At 68.5% G+C, this 15,394-nt stretch carries 16 protein-coding genes and 2 pseudogenes; 9 read left to right on the top strand and 9 right to left on the bottom strand.

Annotated elements, in window-relative coordinates:
- Positions 1-39 precede the first annotated feature (39 nt).
- The 4 genes from OG917_RS00550 to OG917_RS00535 all read left to right on the top strand — a co-directional run bounded on the left by OG917_RS00550 (position 40) and on the right by OG917_RS00535 (position 4,879).
- Entirely contained in the window at positions 40-609 is a 570-nt protein-coding gene (locus OG917_RS00550) for a PadR family transcriptional regulator (protein ID WP_328315476.1), read from the top strand.
- Positions 606-2,375, top strand: a complete 1,770-nt coding sequence (locus OG917_RS00545; RefSeq protein ID WP_328315475.1) for a sulfatase — start codon at positions 606-608, stop codon at positions 2,373-2,375. Before OG917_RS00550 ends, OG917_RS00545 begins: the two co-directional genes overlap by 4 nt.
- Positions 2,376-2,474: 99 nt before the next feature.
- On the top strand, positions 2,475-3,824 hold the full coding sequence (locus OG917_RS00540; protein ID WP_328315474.1) for an MFS transporter: 1,350 nt from the start codon (positions 2,475-2,477) through the stop codon (positions 3,822-3,824).
- A gap of 644 nt (positions 3,825-4,468) precedes the next feature.
- Positions 4,469-4,879, top strand: coding sequence for a hypothetical protein (locus OG917_RS00535; protein ID WP_328315473.1), 411 nt, complete (start codon positions 4,469-4,471; stop codon positions 4,877-4,879).
- Here OG917_RS00535 and OG917_RS00530 read toward each other — a convergent pair.
- On the bottom strand, positions 4,827-5,471 hold the full coding sequence (locus OG917_RS00530; RefSeq protein ID WP_328315472.1) for a TetR/AcrR family transcriptional regulator: 645 nt from the start codon (positions 5,469-5,471) through the stop codon (positions 4,827-4,829). The two genes, OG917_RS00535 and OG917_RS00530, sit on opposite strands and share 53 nt — an antisense overlap.
- A 150-nt stretch (positions 5,472-5,621) precedes the next feature.
- Here OG917_RS00530 and OG917_RS00525 point away from each other — a divergent pair, with 150 nt between their 5' ends.
- Positions 5,622-6,380, top strand: a complete 759-nt coding sequence (locus OG917_RS00525) for an SDR family NAD(P)-dependent oxidoreductase (RefSeq protein ID WP_328315471.1) — start codon at positions 5,622-5,624, stop codon at positions 6,378-6,380.
- A 15-nt stretch (positions 6,381-6,395) separates the two neighbouring features.
- Here the strand turns inward: OG917_RS00525 and OG917_RS00520 are convergent, their stop codons facing one another.
- The 3 genes from OG917_RS00520 to OG917_RS00510 form a co-directional block, all read right to left on the bottom strand.
- On the bottom strand, positions 6,396-6,848 hold the full coding sequence (locus OG917_RS00520) for an OB-fold nucleic acid binding domain-containing protein (RefSeq protein ID WP_328315470.1): 453 nt from the start codon (positions 6,846-6,848) through the stop codon (positions 6,396-6,398).
- Positions 6,849-6,889: 41 nt separating this feature from the next.
- Positions 6,890-8,140 carry a hypothetical protein gene (locus OG917_RS00515; protein ID WP_328315469.1) on the bottom strand — a complete coding sequence of 417 codons (1,251 nt, stop codon included), beginning with the start codon at positions 8,138-8,140 and terminating at the stop codon, positions 6,890-6,892.
- Positions 8,141-8,708: 568 nt separating this feature from the next.
- The gene (locus tag OG917_RS00510) at positions 8,709-9,212 is read right to left on the bottom strand and encodes a hypothetical protein (protein ID WP_328315468.1); all 504 of its coding nucleotides are present in this window, start codon (positions 9,210-9,212) and stop codon (positions 8,709-8,711) included.
- 340 nt (positions 9,213-9,552) lie between these two features.
- On the opposite strand from OG917_RS00510, the gene OG917_RS00505 reads away from it, so the two are divergent.
- Positions 9,553-9,789 carry a hypothetical protein gene (locus OG917_RS00505; protein ID WP_328315467.1) on the top strand — a complete coding sequence of 79 codons (237 nt, stop codon included), beginning with the start codon at positions 9,553-9,555 and terminating at the stop codon, positions 9,787-9,789.
- Between the two features lie 227 nt (positions 9,790-10,016).
- On the opposite strand, the pseudogene OG917_RS30590 reads toward OG917_RS00505, so the two are convergent.
- Positions 10,017-10,310 (bottom strand): annotated as a pseudogene (locus OG917_RS30590) (MmgE/PrpD family protein); the annotation flags it as partial.
- 151 nt (positions 10,311-10,461) lie between these two features.
- On the opposite strand from OG917_RS30590, the gene OG917_RS00500 reads away from it, so the two are divergent.
- Positions 10,462-10,653, top strand: a complete 192-nt coding sequence (locus tag OG917_RS00500) for a hypothetical protein (protein WP_328315466.1) — start codon at positions 10,462-10,464, stop codon at positions 10,651-10,653.
- A gap of 276 nt (positions 10,654-10,929) precedes the next feature.
- On the opposite strand, the gene OG917_RS00495 is transcribed toward OG917_RS00500, so the two are convergent.
- Positions 10,930-11,508: a TetR/AcrR family transcriptional regulator gene (locus OG917_RS00495; RefSeq protein WP_328315465.1), complete on the bottom strand. Its 579-nt coding sequence runs from the start codon at positions 11,506-11,508 to the stop codon at positions 10,930-10,932.
- An 88-nt stretch (positions 11,509-11,596) separates the two neighbouring features.
- Between OG917_RS00495 and OG917_RS00490 the strand changes: the two genes are divergently transcribed.
- Positions 11,597-12,478, top strand: a complete 882-nt coding sequence (locus OG917_RS00490; RefSeq protein ID WP_328315464.1) for an SDR family oxidoreductase — start codon at positions 11,597-11,599, stop codon at positions 12,476-12,478.
- 35 nt (positions 12,479-12,513) lie between these two features.
- Here the strand turns inward: OG917_RS00490 and OG917_RS30585 are convergent, their stop codons facing one another.
- From OG917_RS30585 to OG917_RS00475, 3 genes and pseudogenes are all read right to left on the bottom strand, one after another.
- Complete coding sequence (locus OG917_RS30585; protein WP_443059045.1) at positions 12,514-13,041, bottom strand: hypothetical protein; 528 nt, start codon at positions 13,039-13,041, stop codon at positions 12,514-12,516.
- A gap of 170 nt (positions 13,042-13,211) precedes the next feature.
- Positions 13,212-13,520, bottom strand: a pseudogene (locus tag OG917_RS30580) (putative antirestriction adenine methyltransferase); the annotation flags it as partial.
- Positions 13,521-13,823: 303 nt separating this feature from the next.
- Positions 13,824-14,510: a TetR/AcrR family transcriptional regulator gene (locus OG917_RS00475; RefSeq protein ID WP_328315463.1), complete on the bottom strand. Its 687-nt coding sequence runs from the start codon at positions 14,508-14,510 to the stop codon at positions 13,824-13,826.
- 86 nt (positions 14,511-14,596) lie between these two features.
- Between OG917_RS00475 and OG917_RS00470 the strand changes: the two genes are divergently transcribed.
- Positions 14,597-15,346 (top strand): SDR family NAD(P)-dependent oxidoreductase, encoded by a 750-nt coding sequence (locus OG917_RS00470; RefSeq protein ID WP_328315462.1) that lies wholly within the window; start codon positions 14,597-14,599, stop codon positions 15,344-15,346.
- Positions 15,347-15,394: the final 48 nt, after the last annotated feature.

The raw sequence follows: 15,394 nt of genomic DNA, 5'->3' as shown, positions 1-15,394 counted from the left end.
AGGCGCACATAGTCCACGACGCACATAGGAGTCGGTTCGGTGAAGTTCGAGTACGTCCTGCTCGGCCTGCTGGCCCGACGCCCCTACAGCGGCTACGACCTGCGCAAATGGCTTGAGGTCGAGGGGCAGTTCGTGTGGGCGCGGGCGCACCACAGTCAGATCTACCGGAAGCTCGGCCAGATGGAGGCCGAGGGCTGGGTAGAGCACGAGATCGACCCGCGCGAGGGCCGCCCGGACGCCAAGGTGTACCGGCTCACGCCGCGCGGACACGGGGTCTTGCTGGAGTGGGTGCGTTCCCCCTACGAACCACCGAGCCGTTTCATGGAGGTCGGCTTCCTGCCCCGGTTCAGCATCGCGGTGCCGCTCGACAAGGACGCCGCGATCCGGCTCGTCGAGACCGAACTCGCCTACCGCCGCGCCCAGATCGCGAAGAGCCGACACCGGGACCGCACGCTGCGCTACCAGGACCCGCTGCCCGAACTCGACCAAGAGCTCGACCGCCAGATCCACGACGCGCTCCACGAACTCGGCGCGGAGGCCGTGGACCGCTGGGTCGCCTGGCTTGAACGAACCCTGCGCAGCCTGACCGAAGGGAAGCCCATCCGATGAGGGCCATCATGGTGATGTTCGACAGCCTCAACCGGCACATGCTGCCTCCCTACGGAGGCGACTGGACCCACGCGCCCAACTTCGCCAGGCTCGCCGAGCGTTCGACCACCTTCGATACCTGCTACGCGGGGTCGATGCCCTGCATGCCGGCCCGCCGCGAAATCCATACCGGGCGGCACAACTTCCTGCACCGGAGCTGGGGCCCGCTGGAGCCGTTCGACGACTCGATGCCCGAGCTGCTCAAGCAGAGCGGCGTCTACACGCACCTGGTCAGCGACCACCCGCACTACTGGGAGGACGGCGGCGCCACCTACCACGGCCGCTACAACACCTGGGAGTTCTTCCGGGGCCAGGAGGGCGACCCATGGAAGGGCCAGGTCGCAGACCCCGAGATACCCGAGGACCTCAAAAAGATCCGCTTCGGCGCCGGATACCGCCAGGACTGGGTGAACCGGCCGTACATGGCGACCGAGGACCGGCATCCGCAGACCCTCACCTTCGACGCCGGCCTGGAGTTCCTCCGCACCAACCAGGAAGCCGACCGGTGGTTCGTGCAGATCGAGACCTTCGACCCGCACGAGCCGTTCTTCAGCCACCAGCCGTACAAGGACCTCTATCCGCACGACTACGACGGCCCGCACTTCGACTGGCCCGACTACAAACGGGTAACCGAGACCCCCGACCAGGTGGAGCACGGCCGATTCGAGTACGCCGCACTCCTGTCGATGTGCGACCACTCGCTCGGCCGCGTGCTGGACACCATGGACGAACTCGGGATGTGGGACGACACCCTGCTCGTCGTCTGCACCGACCACGGCCTCCTGCTCGGCGAAAAAGGCTGGTGGGGCAAGAGCGTCCAGCCGTGGTTCAACGAGCTGGTCCACCTGCCGCTGTTCGCCTGGGATCCGCGCAGCGCCACCTCCGGAGGCGAACGGCGCGAGGCACTGGTGCAGACCATCGACCTGGCCCCCACCTTCCTGGAGTTCTTCGGCGTCCACCGCCCCGAGGACATGCAGGGAGAACCGCTGCCCATCGGCACGAACGCCCCGGGCCGAGAGGCCGGACTGTTCGGTATCCACGGCGGACACGTCAACGTCACCGACGGCCGCTACGTCTACATGCGCGCCCCCGCGTCCCCCGACAACGCGCCGTTGTTCGAGCACACCCTGATGCCCACGCACATGCGCGGACGCTTCACCCCCGATGAGCTCGCCGACCTGGAGCTCGCCGAACCGTTCGGCTTCACCAAGGGTGTCCGGACATTGCGCGTGCCAGGACGCACTCTGCTCAACCCCTACCAGCACGGCACGCTGCTCTTCGACCTGGAGACCGACCCCCAGCAACGCACCCCGCTGGTCGACGACGAAGCCGAACTGCGGATGGCCGCGCTGCTGGTGGAGCTGCTGCGCGCCAACGAGGCACCACCCAGCCAATACCAGCGGCTCGGGCTTCCGGCCGAGGGCCCGGTGACCGAGACCCACCTGCTGGTCCGCCTCCAGCGGGCGCAGGCCGAGCGGGCCGCAGAGCCGCTGCCGCGCGCCGAGGACTACCCCGCAGGGCGCTACTCGCTGCGGACCCCTCTGCAAGCCCTGATCTCCGATCCGGTCGCCGTCGAAGTGCTGCGCAGACACCTGCCGGGCGTCGTGGACTCCGAACTTCTGCAGGTTCTCGGGCCGACGCCGCTGATCGACGTCGCCGCGATGGCCGGGGCCCACTTCCCGGCGCCGCGCCTCCGGCAGGTCGCCGAGGAACTCGCCAACCTCTGACCGGCCGGTCAGATGTGCCGGTGACGGGGTGGCCGCCCCGTCACCGGCGTACCTCAACCCTCTTCCCGCAACGCACTCGCAGAGAAGTGAGGTGACGCGATGCCGGAGCTTAGCAAGACCGCCGCCCGGCCCGACGCGGACATCCGGACCACCGGGCGCTGGAGGCAGCTGACTCTGCTCACCGGCACCATGCTGGTCGACGGCGCCGAAACGGGCCTGGTCAGCAGCCTGTTCCCGATGATCCGCCAATCGCTGGGAGTCTCGCTCGGCGCGCTGGGCGTACTGAGCGCCGCCGGCAAGCTGGTGGGCGTGCTCACCGGGCCGTTCTGGGTGTGGGCCGCTCAGCACTGGTCGCGCAAGGGTGTGCTCGTGTTGGCCACCGGATTCTGGGGAGCCTGGGGTGTTGCCGCGGGTTTCTCCCAGAGCTTCACCCAGCTCCTGCTGCTCTACACCGCCCTCGCGGCCGGCTACGCGGCGGCGGGGCCGATCATCACCGAGGTCATCGGCGACCTGTTCGACAGCTCGTCCCGGGGCCGTGCCACCGGCCTGGTCTACGGCGCTATCACCCTGGTCGGGGCTGCGCTCAGCCCGCTGGTGGGACAGCTCGCGGGCATCGCCGACGGCTGGCGCTGGGCCCTGTGGAGCATCGGCGGGTTCAACATCCTGCTCGGCCTCGGGATCCTCCTGTGGTTCCGCGACCCGGGCCGCGGCGGCGCCGAGCCGGAGCTGGCCGGCCTCGACCGGAGCGCGCGCGAATCGGGCTCGACGCTCACCTGGGCCAAGGCGGCCTCCCTCCTGAAGATTCGCAGCCTGGCCATCCTCCTTGTCTCGCGGCTGCTGTCCGGGCATCTGCTGGTGAGCACGTTCGGGGTGGTCTACCTGGTGGACGTGTACGGGTTCAGCACCCAGACGGCCTCGATCGTGCTGCTGCCGCTCGGCGCCGGCAACTTCCTCGGAAACCTGCTGGGCGGCGTCACCGCCGACTGGGCCGCCCGGCGCAGCCCGCGCCACGGCCCGATCGCCGTCCTGCAGGCGGCCCAGTTCGCCTTCGCGCTGGTGGCATTCGCAGGCACACAGTTCGACTGGGGCGGCATCGGCATATTCGGCGTCTTCTTCGCGCTGATGGGCGTGGCCCAGGGCATGAACCCCAGCATCAACCGGCCGATGGTCATGGCCGTCACCCTGCCCGAGCTGCGCGGGGCGGCATTCGCCCTCTACCTCTCGGTCTTCGAGGCGGTCGCTTGGGCCACATTCGGCCTCGGCGCCGGATTCCTCGGTGACGCCGTCGGGCTCCGCCCGGTTTTCCTCTGGGTCCTCGTCATACTGATGCTGGTCAACGGAGCCTTCCTGACCCTGCTTCACCGGTCGTACGCCGACGACGCGGCCCGGGTCCAGGAAATACTGCGCGCCCGACGCGACGCCCTTATCCGTCCCGCATCGCCCTTCTAGCTCCGCTGCCTTGCCCCTCCTGAGTGCAGCTGCTCCATGAACCTTTCCATCGCTCAGGAGAGTCCGCGAGGAATGGGGAGGGTCATGTTCCTGTTCCCCGCCGTCCGAGACACCACATTTGCGTTCGCGGAACGGTCGCGGTGGCCGTTCCGCGAAGAGTGACCCGAGGGGGCAACTGCTGTTGGCGGCGCAGCCCCAGCCCGAGGGAGCGGTGGTCGGCGTGGCGCGTAAGTCAGGGAGTCCCGCGCTGGCTTGGATGAAGCGTCTGCCCCTATTTGAGGAGTCTCGATGCGTTCTTGCCGTGTGCCTGTGATGTTTGTGGGGGCAGTAGCTGCTGGTCTGGCTGGTGTCGGTTCCGCGAGTGCTGCGGGCGTCACTCCGTCTGCCGGTCATGCAGTCGTTAAGGCAGACGGGGGCGGCAATGGCGAGCTGCAGGACCCGTACGAGGACACAGGCGACATGGTGGGCATCTACAGGACTCACAGGCTGACCGACTGACGATAGACGGAAGACGGAAGACACCCCAGGTCCGCGTTCTCATTCGAGCCGTGTAGCCAGGGGCTGCTACCGGGCGTGGCGGCCTTCTCCGCGCGCCGCGCGCCGCGCGGTGTTTTTTCGTGAGTTGGTGACGAGAGAGTCTTGGGTTGTTCGGGAAGCCTGGAGCGGGTCGCCGGGGGCTCCTGGACGAGCCCGGGAGCGAGGCCCCGGTCGTCTTCGAGGAACAGGCCGGGACCTCCAGCCGCCTTCACCCGCTGGAGCGGCCGAAGTTCGGCGAGCTACTGGCGTACGCACGGCCCGGCGACGCCGTGCACATCGCAGAGATGTTCCGCCTCGTGCGTGGCACCGGCCACACCCCCGACGTGCCTGACGTGCCTGACGTGCCCGACGTCCTGCACCGCGAACGCCTCGCCCTGCGCATCCACGACGGCGTGTTCTCCGCGACGGCGACCTCGGTACTCGCCGGCAGCGTCCCGGAGGGCGTCCGCACCCGGGTCGGTGCCCTCAGTGCTGCGGGTCGCCGGTGCTGCGGCCGTAGCGTGCGAGCATCGTCGTGACCGCCTCATCGACGGCGTGGCCGACGTCGGCAGGTCCAGGGCTCCAGTGGGCGAGCAGCATCCGCGGCCACAGGACGTAGTTGGCGATCATTCCGAGGAACTGGTTGGTGGCGCTCTCCGCGTCGGGTACCACCGCAGTGCCCGCGGCATGTTCGGCCTCCAGGTAGTGCTGGACGGAGATGAAGTAGGGCAGTTTTCCCAGCTCGAACTGAGCCCGTCCCAGTTCCGGGAAGCGCGGCAGTTCGGCGATGACGATGCGGAAGAGGGCCGCCATCGCGGGCCGGCCGATCAGGTCGGCGTACTGGCGGCCGATCGCGCTCAGGCCGGCGCGCAGGTCCCCGGTCTGCGTTGCGGGCGCCGCCTGGTCCGGCCCGCCCTTCCAGTACTCGGTGACGATGGCTTCGAAAAGCGCCGCCTTGGTGGGGAACTGCTTGAACAGCGTGGACTTCGAGACGACCGCTTCCTGCGCGATCTTTGCCAGCGAGGTCCCGTCATAGCCCCGTTCCAGGAACAGCTTCGTGGCCGCTGTGGTGATCGCCTCGCGCTTGAGCTGAGCGAGTCGTTGATGGTGCGCGGAGAGTCCTGCGGTCATGGGACCAGTATGACCCATCACGAGGGGAGTCACTTGACTCGCCACTGTGCAGGTGTTTACGTGGTCAGGGAGGCGAGTCGCACGACTCGCATTCGGTCGGCGGGAGCACTTCCCACCGGCGTCGTTCCGTCACCGCATGGAGAAGCGCTCATGGAGTCAGGCAAGATCGCATTGGTGACCGGCGGCAATCGCGGGCTGGGCCGGGCCACGGCCCAGTCGCTGGCCCGGCACGGGCTGCGCGCCATCGTCACCCACCGCGGCGACGCGCAGGAGGCCGATGAGACGGTCAAGTGTATTCAGGACACAGGCGCCACGGCCGCCGCATTGCGGCTGGACATCAGCGACGTGGCCTCTTTCCCCGCCTTCGTCTCACACCTGGTCGCGCAACTGGAGCGCTGGGACGCGACCCGGCTGGACGTCCTGGTCAACAATGCCGGGATCGGGCGGTTCGGACCGCTGGAAGCGGTCACAGTCGACGACTACGACGCCGTGATGGACACCAACGTGCGCGGCACGTTCTTCCTCATCCAGGCGCTTGCGCCCGTGCTGGCCGACGGGGGGCGGATCATCAATGTCTCCTCCTCCCTGAGCCGCCACACCAGCGCCGGCACCTCGGTCTACTCGGCCTCCAAGGCGGCGGTCGAGGTCCTCAGCCGGACATTGGCCGCGGAGCTGGGGGCGCGCAGGATCCGCGTCAACGCCATCGCGCCGGGGCCGACAGCCACCGACTTCAACGGCGGCGCCATGCGGGACGACGCGCAGATGCGCGAGGGCTTGGGCGCACAGACCGCGCTCGGCCGCGTCGGTGAACCACAGGAGATCGGCGACGCGATTGCCGCGCTCGCCTCCGAGGACCTGCGATGGGTCACCGCCCAGCGCCTCGAAGTGTCCGGCGGCGCCCTGCTGTAGGCGTGCCCGGACATTTCACCGTGTGCTCCCGCCCCTCACCTGGCAGAGCCGGGAGATGGAGGAGCGTAACGCGGACCCGGGGCGGTGCGCTGGCGCCCCGAGCCTGCATCTGCTGTCCGCCCAGAACAACGACCCGACCCGGGTGACGACACGAGCGGCCGGCCGTCGAGCAGGGGGACGCGTGGTGAGCAGCGCCCAGCGTCGGCGGCCGCCGTGTTCGGCGGAGGATACGTCCAGGACCTGGATTTCCTGGCCGAAGATACTGACGGATCCGTCGCGGTCGTTGAGCCTGCCCTCGACGGAGACGACGCTGTCCTCGATGAGGGCGTGCTGGACGAGGTTGCTGGAGGCGGGGAAATACAGGACATCCAGCTCGCCGTCCCGGTCCGCGAGGTTCACGATCGCCCACGCGTGGCCCTGCTTGGTCATGCGCCGGTAGAAGCCGGTGATCAGCCCGGACTGCCGCACGACGCCCTCGGTGTACCCGGATCCGAGGAGTTCGCTGATCGTCAGCTCAGGTTCCGGGCCCGGTGGCGGCGCGCGATAAGGAGCGTGCCCGCCCCCGTGACCACTGCCGCGGCAGCCGCACCCATGATGGGCAGTGCCGAGGAGCCGGTCTCTGCCAGGTTGCCGCCGTTCGACGTCCTTCCGTCGTCACCGGTTGACGACGACCCGCCGGCCGAGCCATCGGTCGAGCCGTCCGTCGAACCCTTTGAGCCACTGGTCGAGCCGTCCGTCGAACCGTTTGAGCCACTGGTCGAGCCGCCCGTCGAGCCGTTCGACCCCCCGCCCGTGACGTCCAGCGTGATGTCGGCCTTGTCGTTGGCCTTGTTGTGGTCGAACGGCCGTAGTTGGGGGGTCAGTGCGATCGCGCCCTTGGCGCCGCCCGCGATCCGCTTGTCGATTTTCAGCTTGAAGGTGTAGGCCATTTGGGCATCCTCAGCCATGTACGGACCGAGGTGCGGGGGGCAGCGATACTTCCCGCCCTCGGCGTGGCAGTAGTAGTCGCGCTTGACGACCGAGGTTCCGGCGGGAGGCGTGATCACGATCTGGACGTCCTGATCCACCTCGTCTTCCAGAAGCCAGGCGGGCCCGGAGTTGGCGAACTTCACCTTCATCGTCACCGTGTCACCGACCCTCCCCCTCAACGCGGCACCCGTCACCTGGTAGTCGGCCGTGTTGACCGAGGTGATCGACACATCGACACGGTTCGCGGAACCCTCGTCACCGGCCTGCTTTCCGACCAGTTTCACCGCCGGCGCGGTCCCCGCCACCGACGGTTCTCCGTTCTCATCGTCCATCGGGGCGCCGCCGTCCCCGGCCTCCACGCGCAGCCTGTCGTGGTATGCGCGGTCCAGTGCCTTGACACGGAGAGGTCTCTCGGGCGTGTAGACGACGCCCGGCTCCACCGCCTGGTCGAACGCGCACGTCGCGGTCCAGTTCTCGGGCATCTCGTCGTAGGACCTAATGTGCTGTACACGGCAATTGGAGGGAACGTCCATGAAGTCGAGCCCCCGGGTGACGGAATAGGAGACCCACACCTTCTCGGCGGTCCCGCCCTTGTTCGCCACGGTGACCGGCAGGTCGAAGGTGCCCCCCGGTTTCAACCCGTGGATCGGCTCGATGCCTCCGACGACCAGTTCGGGTGCGGTTCCATCGCCGAAGGCGGCGGGGGCCGCGGCGAGCACGATCAGGCCGGCAGCGCCGAGGGCGGCGGCAGCGGCACCGGAGGCGCGACGGTTGTGCGGGGGTATCGGCATGGAGAGATCCTCTGTTGGGATGCGGGTAAACGGACGGTGTCTTCGGGGAGAACGGTCCTTGATTGCCAGACTCTTGTCGATCTCGAACGGTTGTACGTCCGGTGCCTCCTCTGCCTCGGGATCACACTCGCCGGAAGCTATGAGCCCCGCCCCGATGTCAGCACCGATTGGCCAGTGTGAGGTCGCCGGAGACGGATCGGTGCCCACCGGCTGAGCCACTGTGGCCCGCCAACTGACGTGCTCACCCGCCAGATGAAACACTCAGTCTCACCGAGCCCCCATAGGCCAATGCCGATCACGGGCGGGCGGGGATGAAGGGCGGGCGCCCGATGCCTGCTCGCCGTCGAGCACCCGCACTCATTACCCGAGCTGCTGTGTGACGAGCGTGCCCGGGGGCCGGGAGTCGTTCTCACTGGTCGGCTCTTCGTTGGTCCACTGCTCGCTGGTACGCCAGTGGGCGTGACCGCCTCGGTGAGGGAACTTCGGTTCAGGCAGCGGACACCGGGCCGGCACGGCATGGCAGCCCAGCAGTACCCGACGAAGCCAGTAGGCATGCCACTCATGCCACTCATGCCGCGGAAACCTTCGCCTCGCGCCAGGCCTGCCGGAGCCCGGCGGCGATTGTGCAGTCCATCCCGCCTGTGCGGCAGTCGCAACAGCCCGGTGAGCCATTGCGGCCTGTGTTGTGGTCGAGGATGTTCCGGAAAGCCCGCTGCACCGGCGTCACCTCGGTAACCAGCAGCGTCTGCCCATGACCGTTTTCCGTATCGTACCGCCGCTGGGCGGGCTGCTCTTGAGCCTCGGTCATGGCGTCCCCACCGGCCGGCCCCGGTCCGCCATCCGAGCCGCCTTCGACCGCACCCCCGATCTTCGCCGGCACGCGCTCCAGGCCGAGCGCCGAAGCGATCTCCCCGCAGGCCAACGCCGCCGGGGAGGCGGCCAAGACCCCGACGATCCGCTGATAGTCCGGCGAGAGCGACGACACCTCGACGCCTTCACTCCTGACCGGCACCACTGACCCCGGCATCCTCCCACCCGTCGGCGTCGGCGCTGTGTTCTCCGCAACCGGCACGGCTGTCTCCTCGACGTCAGCACCCCTGCCCGGTCCGCGACTTGCCGCGTGGCGAAGTCGGCACGATCCGTTGAACGCCCTTGAGCGGGTCAAGGAGTCCATGCCTTAAGCACTGACAATTTCTGACTTTTCGCCCCGAAGCGGTGAAGGGCTGCCAAGTCCTGTTACGCAAGCGTCTGCCTATCCTCCCTTGTCAGGGGCTTGTAACAAGGGTCCTGGGAGCTTTGGGGCGCGTAGTGCCTGTGTGTTCAACTGACGAATGTCCGAAGGTCTTCGGGCGCAACGTTGACCTGACGCGGTTGGCCGGTCCCTGTCCGGCCCCTTTCTTGAGGAGAGATGTATGAAGTCGTGGCGTAAGCGAATGACCTACGGTGCCGCTGTTGCTGCCGCTCTGGTCGCGATTCCGCTGGCGGCCGGTTCCGCCTCGGCCGCGGGCTGGCACGACATCGCCGGTGGTCCCGAGATGTACCCCAACATGGCCGCGTGCAAGGCGGACATCCCCCGGGCGAAGAAGCAGTACCAGGACGCCACCTGTGTCGACAACAAGGGACGCATCTCCCTCTGGGTGCTGTACTGATGGCGTAGCGCCCGATGGACGCACGGCCCCGCCGCCCCGTTCGCCGGGACGGTGGGGCCGCCGTTCGTGAGCATGAGCCCGCGGGTCCGGTGAAGTCGGCCCCGGCGAGTGTGGCGGCGGTGATGCCGAAGTGAGCGGCCGCGCCCGGATGGAGGCGCTTGAGTGAGGATCCGGCGAGTTCCAGACTGCCTGCGGCCTGGATGCCGCAGATTGTCGAGTGCCGAGGTGATCGCCGAAGCGTCCAGGCCACGCAGTTTCCCGGCAACGGCCGCCGCGAACGTCCCTGCGATACCCGTGGGGTGGAATCCGCGGTCATGGAAGCGGCCGGCGCCTGCTGCTGCGATCCGGCAGCCGATCTCAAGCCACAGGATGTAGGCGACAAGGAGGGATCCACCGTCGGAATGCTGCTCCTCGGCAACGGCGAGAGCCGCTGCCAGCACCGTCGCCGTCGCATGGTAGATCGCGCCGATGTGTGTCTCGTCGAAGTCCAGGCCGTGCATGACGACACCCCTCGCGGTCACGTCCCACGGGACACCCGGCGCTCTGAACGGGGAGACGGTGCGCCGTACCTACAACACGACGACCAAGAGCAGAAGTCCGGCCGTCACGAGGCGCTGGACCTGACGGCGCTGCGGGCCCCGCGGGAATCTCGTACGGACGTGGAGGCCCTCGATGTCACCGCCGAACGCCTGCGTCACCTCCAGGACGCGTTCACCGCGGCGGGCCGACCGGGCCCATACGACCATGGGCCGCTACGCGCATCGCGACGATGCCGAGAAGCCGCACCCGGCGTGCCGGGACGATCAGCAGGAGCACCGTCCGCAGGAGCCCGGACCGCACCGCGGCCAGGAGGCCGGCCAGTGAGCGCACCCGATGCCGCGGCGCGCACCGACGATGCCCGGAGTCCACTCCACCGAGTGGGGCCCACCGAGTCAATTGAGCCTCCGCCAACTTGAAAGCACAGCTCAAAGGGCTGGCGTGACCGGCTCGCGGGGTGCTCACGCTGGTCCTGGGTGACTATCTGCGCAGTAGGTCATCTGTCAGCGATTGGCTTGGAGGTCTGTCAGGGGGAGCTGGGCGTCCCGGAGGCAGTCGACGGGCGCCGCAGCGCCCATGGCGCCGACAGCCGAGCGGCATGGATCAGCCCAGCGATGCCGTTGCTGCACGCAGGTCTTCCAGGGCTGCCAGTGCATGTGACGCGAGCCCTTCTGTGTCATCACGATCGCTTTCAGACCACTGCGCGTATCCCCGCTTGAACGCGAGGACTCCCAGCTCGCCCGCGAGGTGCGCGGTCGGGTCGGGGACGCCGCGGGCGATGAGCGCGGCTGTCATGGTGGCCGCGAGACCGACGCTCTTGAGGGCGTCGCGCTCTTGTAGTTCGGTGCTGGCTGCCACGGCTGCCTTGAGGCGGGGGCCGAGTTCGCGGTTCGCTGGTCCCATGGCGCTCGATGCGCGCTCGAGACCGGCTGCTACCGCCTGGAGCGGGCCGGTGCTCGCAGGGGCTTCGGTAATGCCATCGGCGAGCAACCTGCTGAGCGTCTCCTGGCCGGCGACCAGTAGCTCGCGCTTGTCGGAGAAGTGCCGGAAGAAGGTGCTCTTGGTGACACCGGCGCGCTCGGCGATCTGCGTCACCGTGGTGGCGTCGTACCCCTGCTCGGTGAACAGGTCGACGGCCGCAACGACGAGTCGCTGGGTCGCCCCCGATTGCCATCTAGCCATGCGACCAGGATAGGTGATGGGACGCCTGTCCCGTCACCGTGTAGGGTCAGTGATGGGACAACAGTCCCATCACTTTCAGGGAGAGCTCATGCATGTCTTCGTCACTGGCGGTACCGGCACCATCGGCTCCGCCGTCGTCGCCGAACTCCTCAACAACGGCCACACCGTTCTCGCACTGGCTCGCTCGGACGGCTCCGCGCAGGCCCTTGAAAGTGCTGGTGCCAAGGTGCTGCGAGGAGACCTGGCGGACCTCGACGTCCTGCGGTCCGGCGCAGCGCAGTGCGACGGCGTGATCAGTCTGGCGTTCGGACGCGACTACAGCAGTCCGGACGCTCTCGCGCAGGCCATCGCCGAGGAGAGCGCCGCTCTCGCCACGCTGGGGCAGGAACTCATCGGAAGCGACCGCCCGATCGTCACGGTCTCCGGGACGCCCTGGGTGCCGGGACGCGCCTCCACCGAGGCCGATCCGCTGCCGACCGACGGACCGGTGGGCGGTCGGGGCCGGTCGGTCAATGCACTACTGGACCTCGCCTCGCGCGGTGTGCGCAGCACGGCTGTCCGCATGCCGCGCACGGTCCACCACGAGGGCCAGGGCGGATTCGCCGGCCTGTTGACCGATCAAGCGCGCCGCACCGGGGTGGCCGGCTACCCGGGCGACGGCACCCAGCGCTGGCCGGCCGTGCACGCGCTCGACGCAGCCGTCCTGTTCCGGCTGGCCCTTGAGTCCGCACCGGCCGGGACGGCGTGGCACGCCGTCGGCGACGAGGGCGACGCGGTGCGGGACATAGCCACAGTCGTCGGCCGGCGACTGGGCCTGCCGGTCGAGGAGGTTCCGCAGGAGAACTTCGGCCCGTTCGGCCCGATCTTCGCCATGGATCAGCCGGCGTCCAGCGCCCACACCCGCGATGCCCTCGGGTGGCAGCCGACCCACTCCAGCCTCCTTGAGGACCTGGAAACCATTCAGCCCTGACGCACACCGGTTCCAGGGGACCGGACGGGCTCGGCTCAATGGGTCACTGGCAAATGGGCCGGTACGCCCGGTACGCCCGGTACCGGGACACTCCAATTCGCCGTGTGCGACTGCCTGCTGAGCGGATCCCTCAGCGGTTGACTTCGAGGAGGGTCAGGACGAGCACGGCGCGGAGGAGGCAGGCGGCGCGGGCCGGGTCGGTGCGGTGTTTGGTGAGGATCCGCCAATTCTTGAGGTGGGCGAAGCCGTGCTCGACCGGTGCACGTCCGTTGGCGAGGACGCGGTTGGCGGTCTTCTGGCCATGGGTGACCTTGTGGGGGCCGGTGACCCTGCGGCCCCAGCTCCGCCGCGTCGGGCTCCTGAATATGCGCCCGCCCGTGCAGGATGTCGGCCTCGGACATCGGCAACGTCTCCTCTGGGGCGGTCGCCCAGCGGTGGGCGATACGGGCGCGCTGGGTCTCATCGCCCACCGGCAGGTAGACCATGCGGAAACACGCCTCCTCGGCCTCCACCAGCCGGCGGATCGCAGACCGTTCGTCCCGTGACCAGCAGCCGTAGTCCACGACGACGTCTGTGCCCAGCCTGACCGCCTCCAAGGCGAGCCAAGAGCATGCGCTGAGCTACCAGGAGGAGTTCGAGGCTGCGGCGGCTGCCATGTCCAAGCTGCGCAACGCATCTCCGTGGGAGTCGGTAGGGTGGCGAGCCGGTCGGCTCGATCCTTCATGTAGGGGGCGAGCCAGCCCAGCATGCCCTCGAACTCGGGGCGCAACGTGTACGGCAGGTCCTCCCCGGCGAGGAACCAGCCCAGCGCGCACGAGTAAGCGGTGATGTCATCGCCGTCCACCGGCCGCGTGTTCTCGAACCGAGAGTGCAGCACGCGCTCGATCGTGAAGTTGCCCGAGCAGCCGACGTAGATGTCAGTGTCAGGCCAGGCCCCGGCGTGCTCCTGGATGATCGAGCGGAGGGGGTGGGGATCGAGCCGTGGAACATGCCTGCTCCTTGCGCCGGGGGAGCGGGCCGAGATGGTAGCCGACCTGTACATACCAGGATTTTGACGGCATGAGCGAGGCCCCTGTCGTGGGGGAAGAGACAGGGGCCTGGTCCGTGGAGCGCCGGCCACGGGTCGAACGTGGTCCTTCCCCCTGGAAGGGGGCCGTGCAGCTCTTACACCTCCGGTGCGTGAGCGACTGCGCCGCTGCTAGGGACAGTCGCCGTGACGGACCATACAGCCGGTTCGTGATCAGGTCACGGCTCCGGGCGGTCGACCGCAGGGCTGACACACGTCGCGGACATCCCGTCGAGGCAGGGAGGGCCCTGACCTCGACCGATGCCGCTTCCGCGTTGTCTACTTGGTTGCGTAGGTTCGGATGTGGGCCAGGACTGCGTCAAGGCCGGTGCGCAGCGGGGTGGTGTCGCGGCGTGTCTGGGTGAGCAGAAGTCCGCCCTGTAGCGCGGCGAGCAGGGCGAGGGCGAGGGCGTCGGTATCGGCGTCGGAGCGCAGATCGCCCCGGGTGCGCATGCGGGCCAGGCCGGCGCGGATCGGTGCTTCCCAGCGTTCGAAGCTGTCCACGAGGTCCGCTCGTGCGTGTGCGTTGTTGTCGGCGAGCTCAGCGGCGATCGATCCGATCGGGCAGCCACCGATGCAATGGCGCTGCTCCTGCAGGTCGATGAGCAGGTCGCGCCAGCGATCGAGCGCGTCGAAGCTGTCGAGTTCGTCGAGGACGGGTCGCTGTGCGGCCAGGATGCCGTCGGTCTGGTGAGCGATCACGGCCCGGATCAGATCATCCTTGCCGGTGAAGTAGTGATACATCTGCGACGCGCTGACGCCCGCCCGCTGCTGGACGTCCTCCATGCCGGTGCGTGCGACACCGTGAGCGAACACCAGCTCGCCGGCGGCGGAGATGATGCGAGCCCGGGTCGCCAGGCCCTTCGCCGTGAATTTCCGGGCCGCCGACGCGGCCTCGACGGCCACGCTCGTTCGATCCGTCCGGTCTGTGCGGTCTCTCTGACCTTCGACTGCCGACTGCTCCATGCGATCAGCGTACTCGTTTTGGAGTTGACACTCCAAAAACATCGGAGCATGTTTGGAGTGTCCGCTCCACTAATTGAGGGGTTCCCATGAGCACCGATCTGACCGGTTCCACCGCCCTGATCACCGGCGCCACCAGCGGCATCGGCAGAGCCACCGCCGACCGCCTGGCCGCCCTCGGAGCACATGTCATCGTGTCCGGCCGGGACAAGACACGCGGCGACGCCGTCATCGCCGGCATCCGCGCAGCCGGCGGGAGCGCGGACTTCGTTCCAGCCGCTCTGGACGACGAGCACAGCGTGCGCCGGCTCGCCTCCCGTGCCGCCCAGGTGGGCGGCGGCCACGTCGACATCCTCGTCAACAGCGGCGGCGTTTTCCCCTTCGGTGCCACCGCCGAGACCCCGGCCGATCAGATCGACGAGGTCTTCGCCGTCAACGTCAAGGCGCCCTATCTCCTGGTGGCCGCGCTCGCCCCCGCGATGGCAGAACGCGGCCAAGGAGCGATCGTCAACGTCACGACCATGGTGTCGGAGTTCGGGATGAAAGGGATGGGCCTCTACGGTTCCAGCAAGGCTGCTCTCATGCTGTTGACCAAATCCTGGGCTGCCGAATTCGGACCCGCCGGCGTCCGCGTGAACGCCGTCAGCCCCGGCCCTACCCGCACCGAAGGCACCCTCCCCATGGGCGACGCGCTGGACCAGCTTGCACAGGCCGGCCCGGCCGGGCGCGTCGGACAACCCGAAGAGATCGCCGCCGCCATCACCTTCCTCGTCACCGAGCAGGCCAGCTTCATTCACGGCGTGCTGCTACCGGTCGACGGCGGCCGCCTCGCCGTCTGACACCGAGGTCCAGGGTGGCGGGCCGCCTGACCGATCGCGGGGTCGCGA

Origin of the sequence: Streptomyces sp. NBC_00388, assembly GCF_036061255.1 — a bacterium.
Taxonomy (GTDB): domain Bacteria; phylum Actinomycetota; class Actinomycetes; order Streptomycetales; family Streptomycetaceae; genus Streptomyces.
This window is presented reverse-complemented; position numbering and strand designations above follow the sequence as displayed.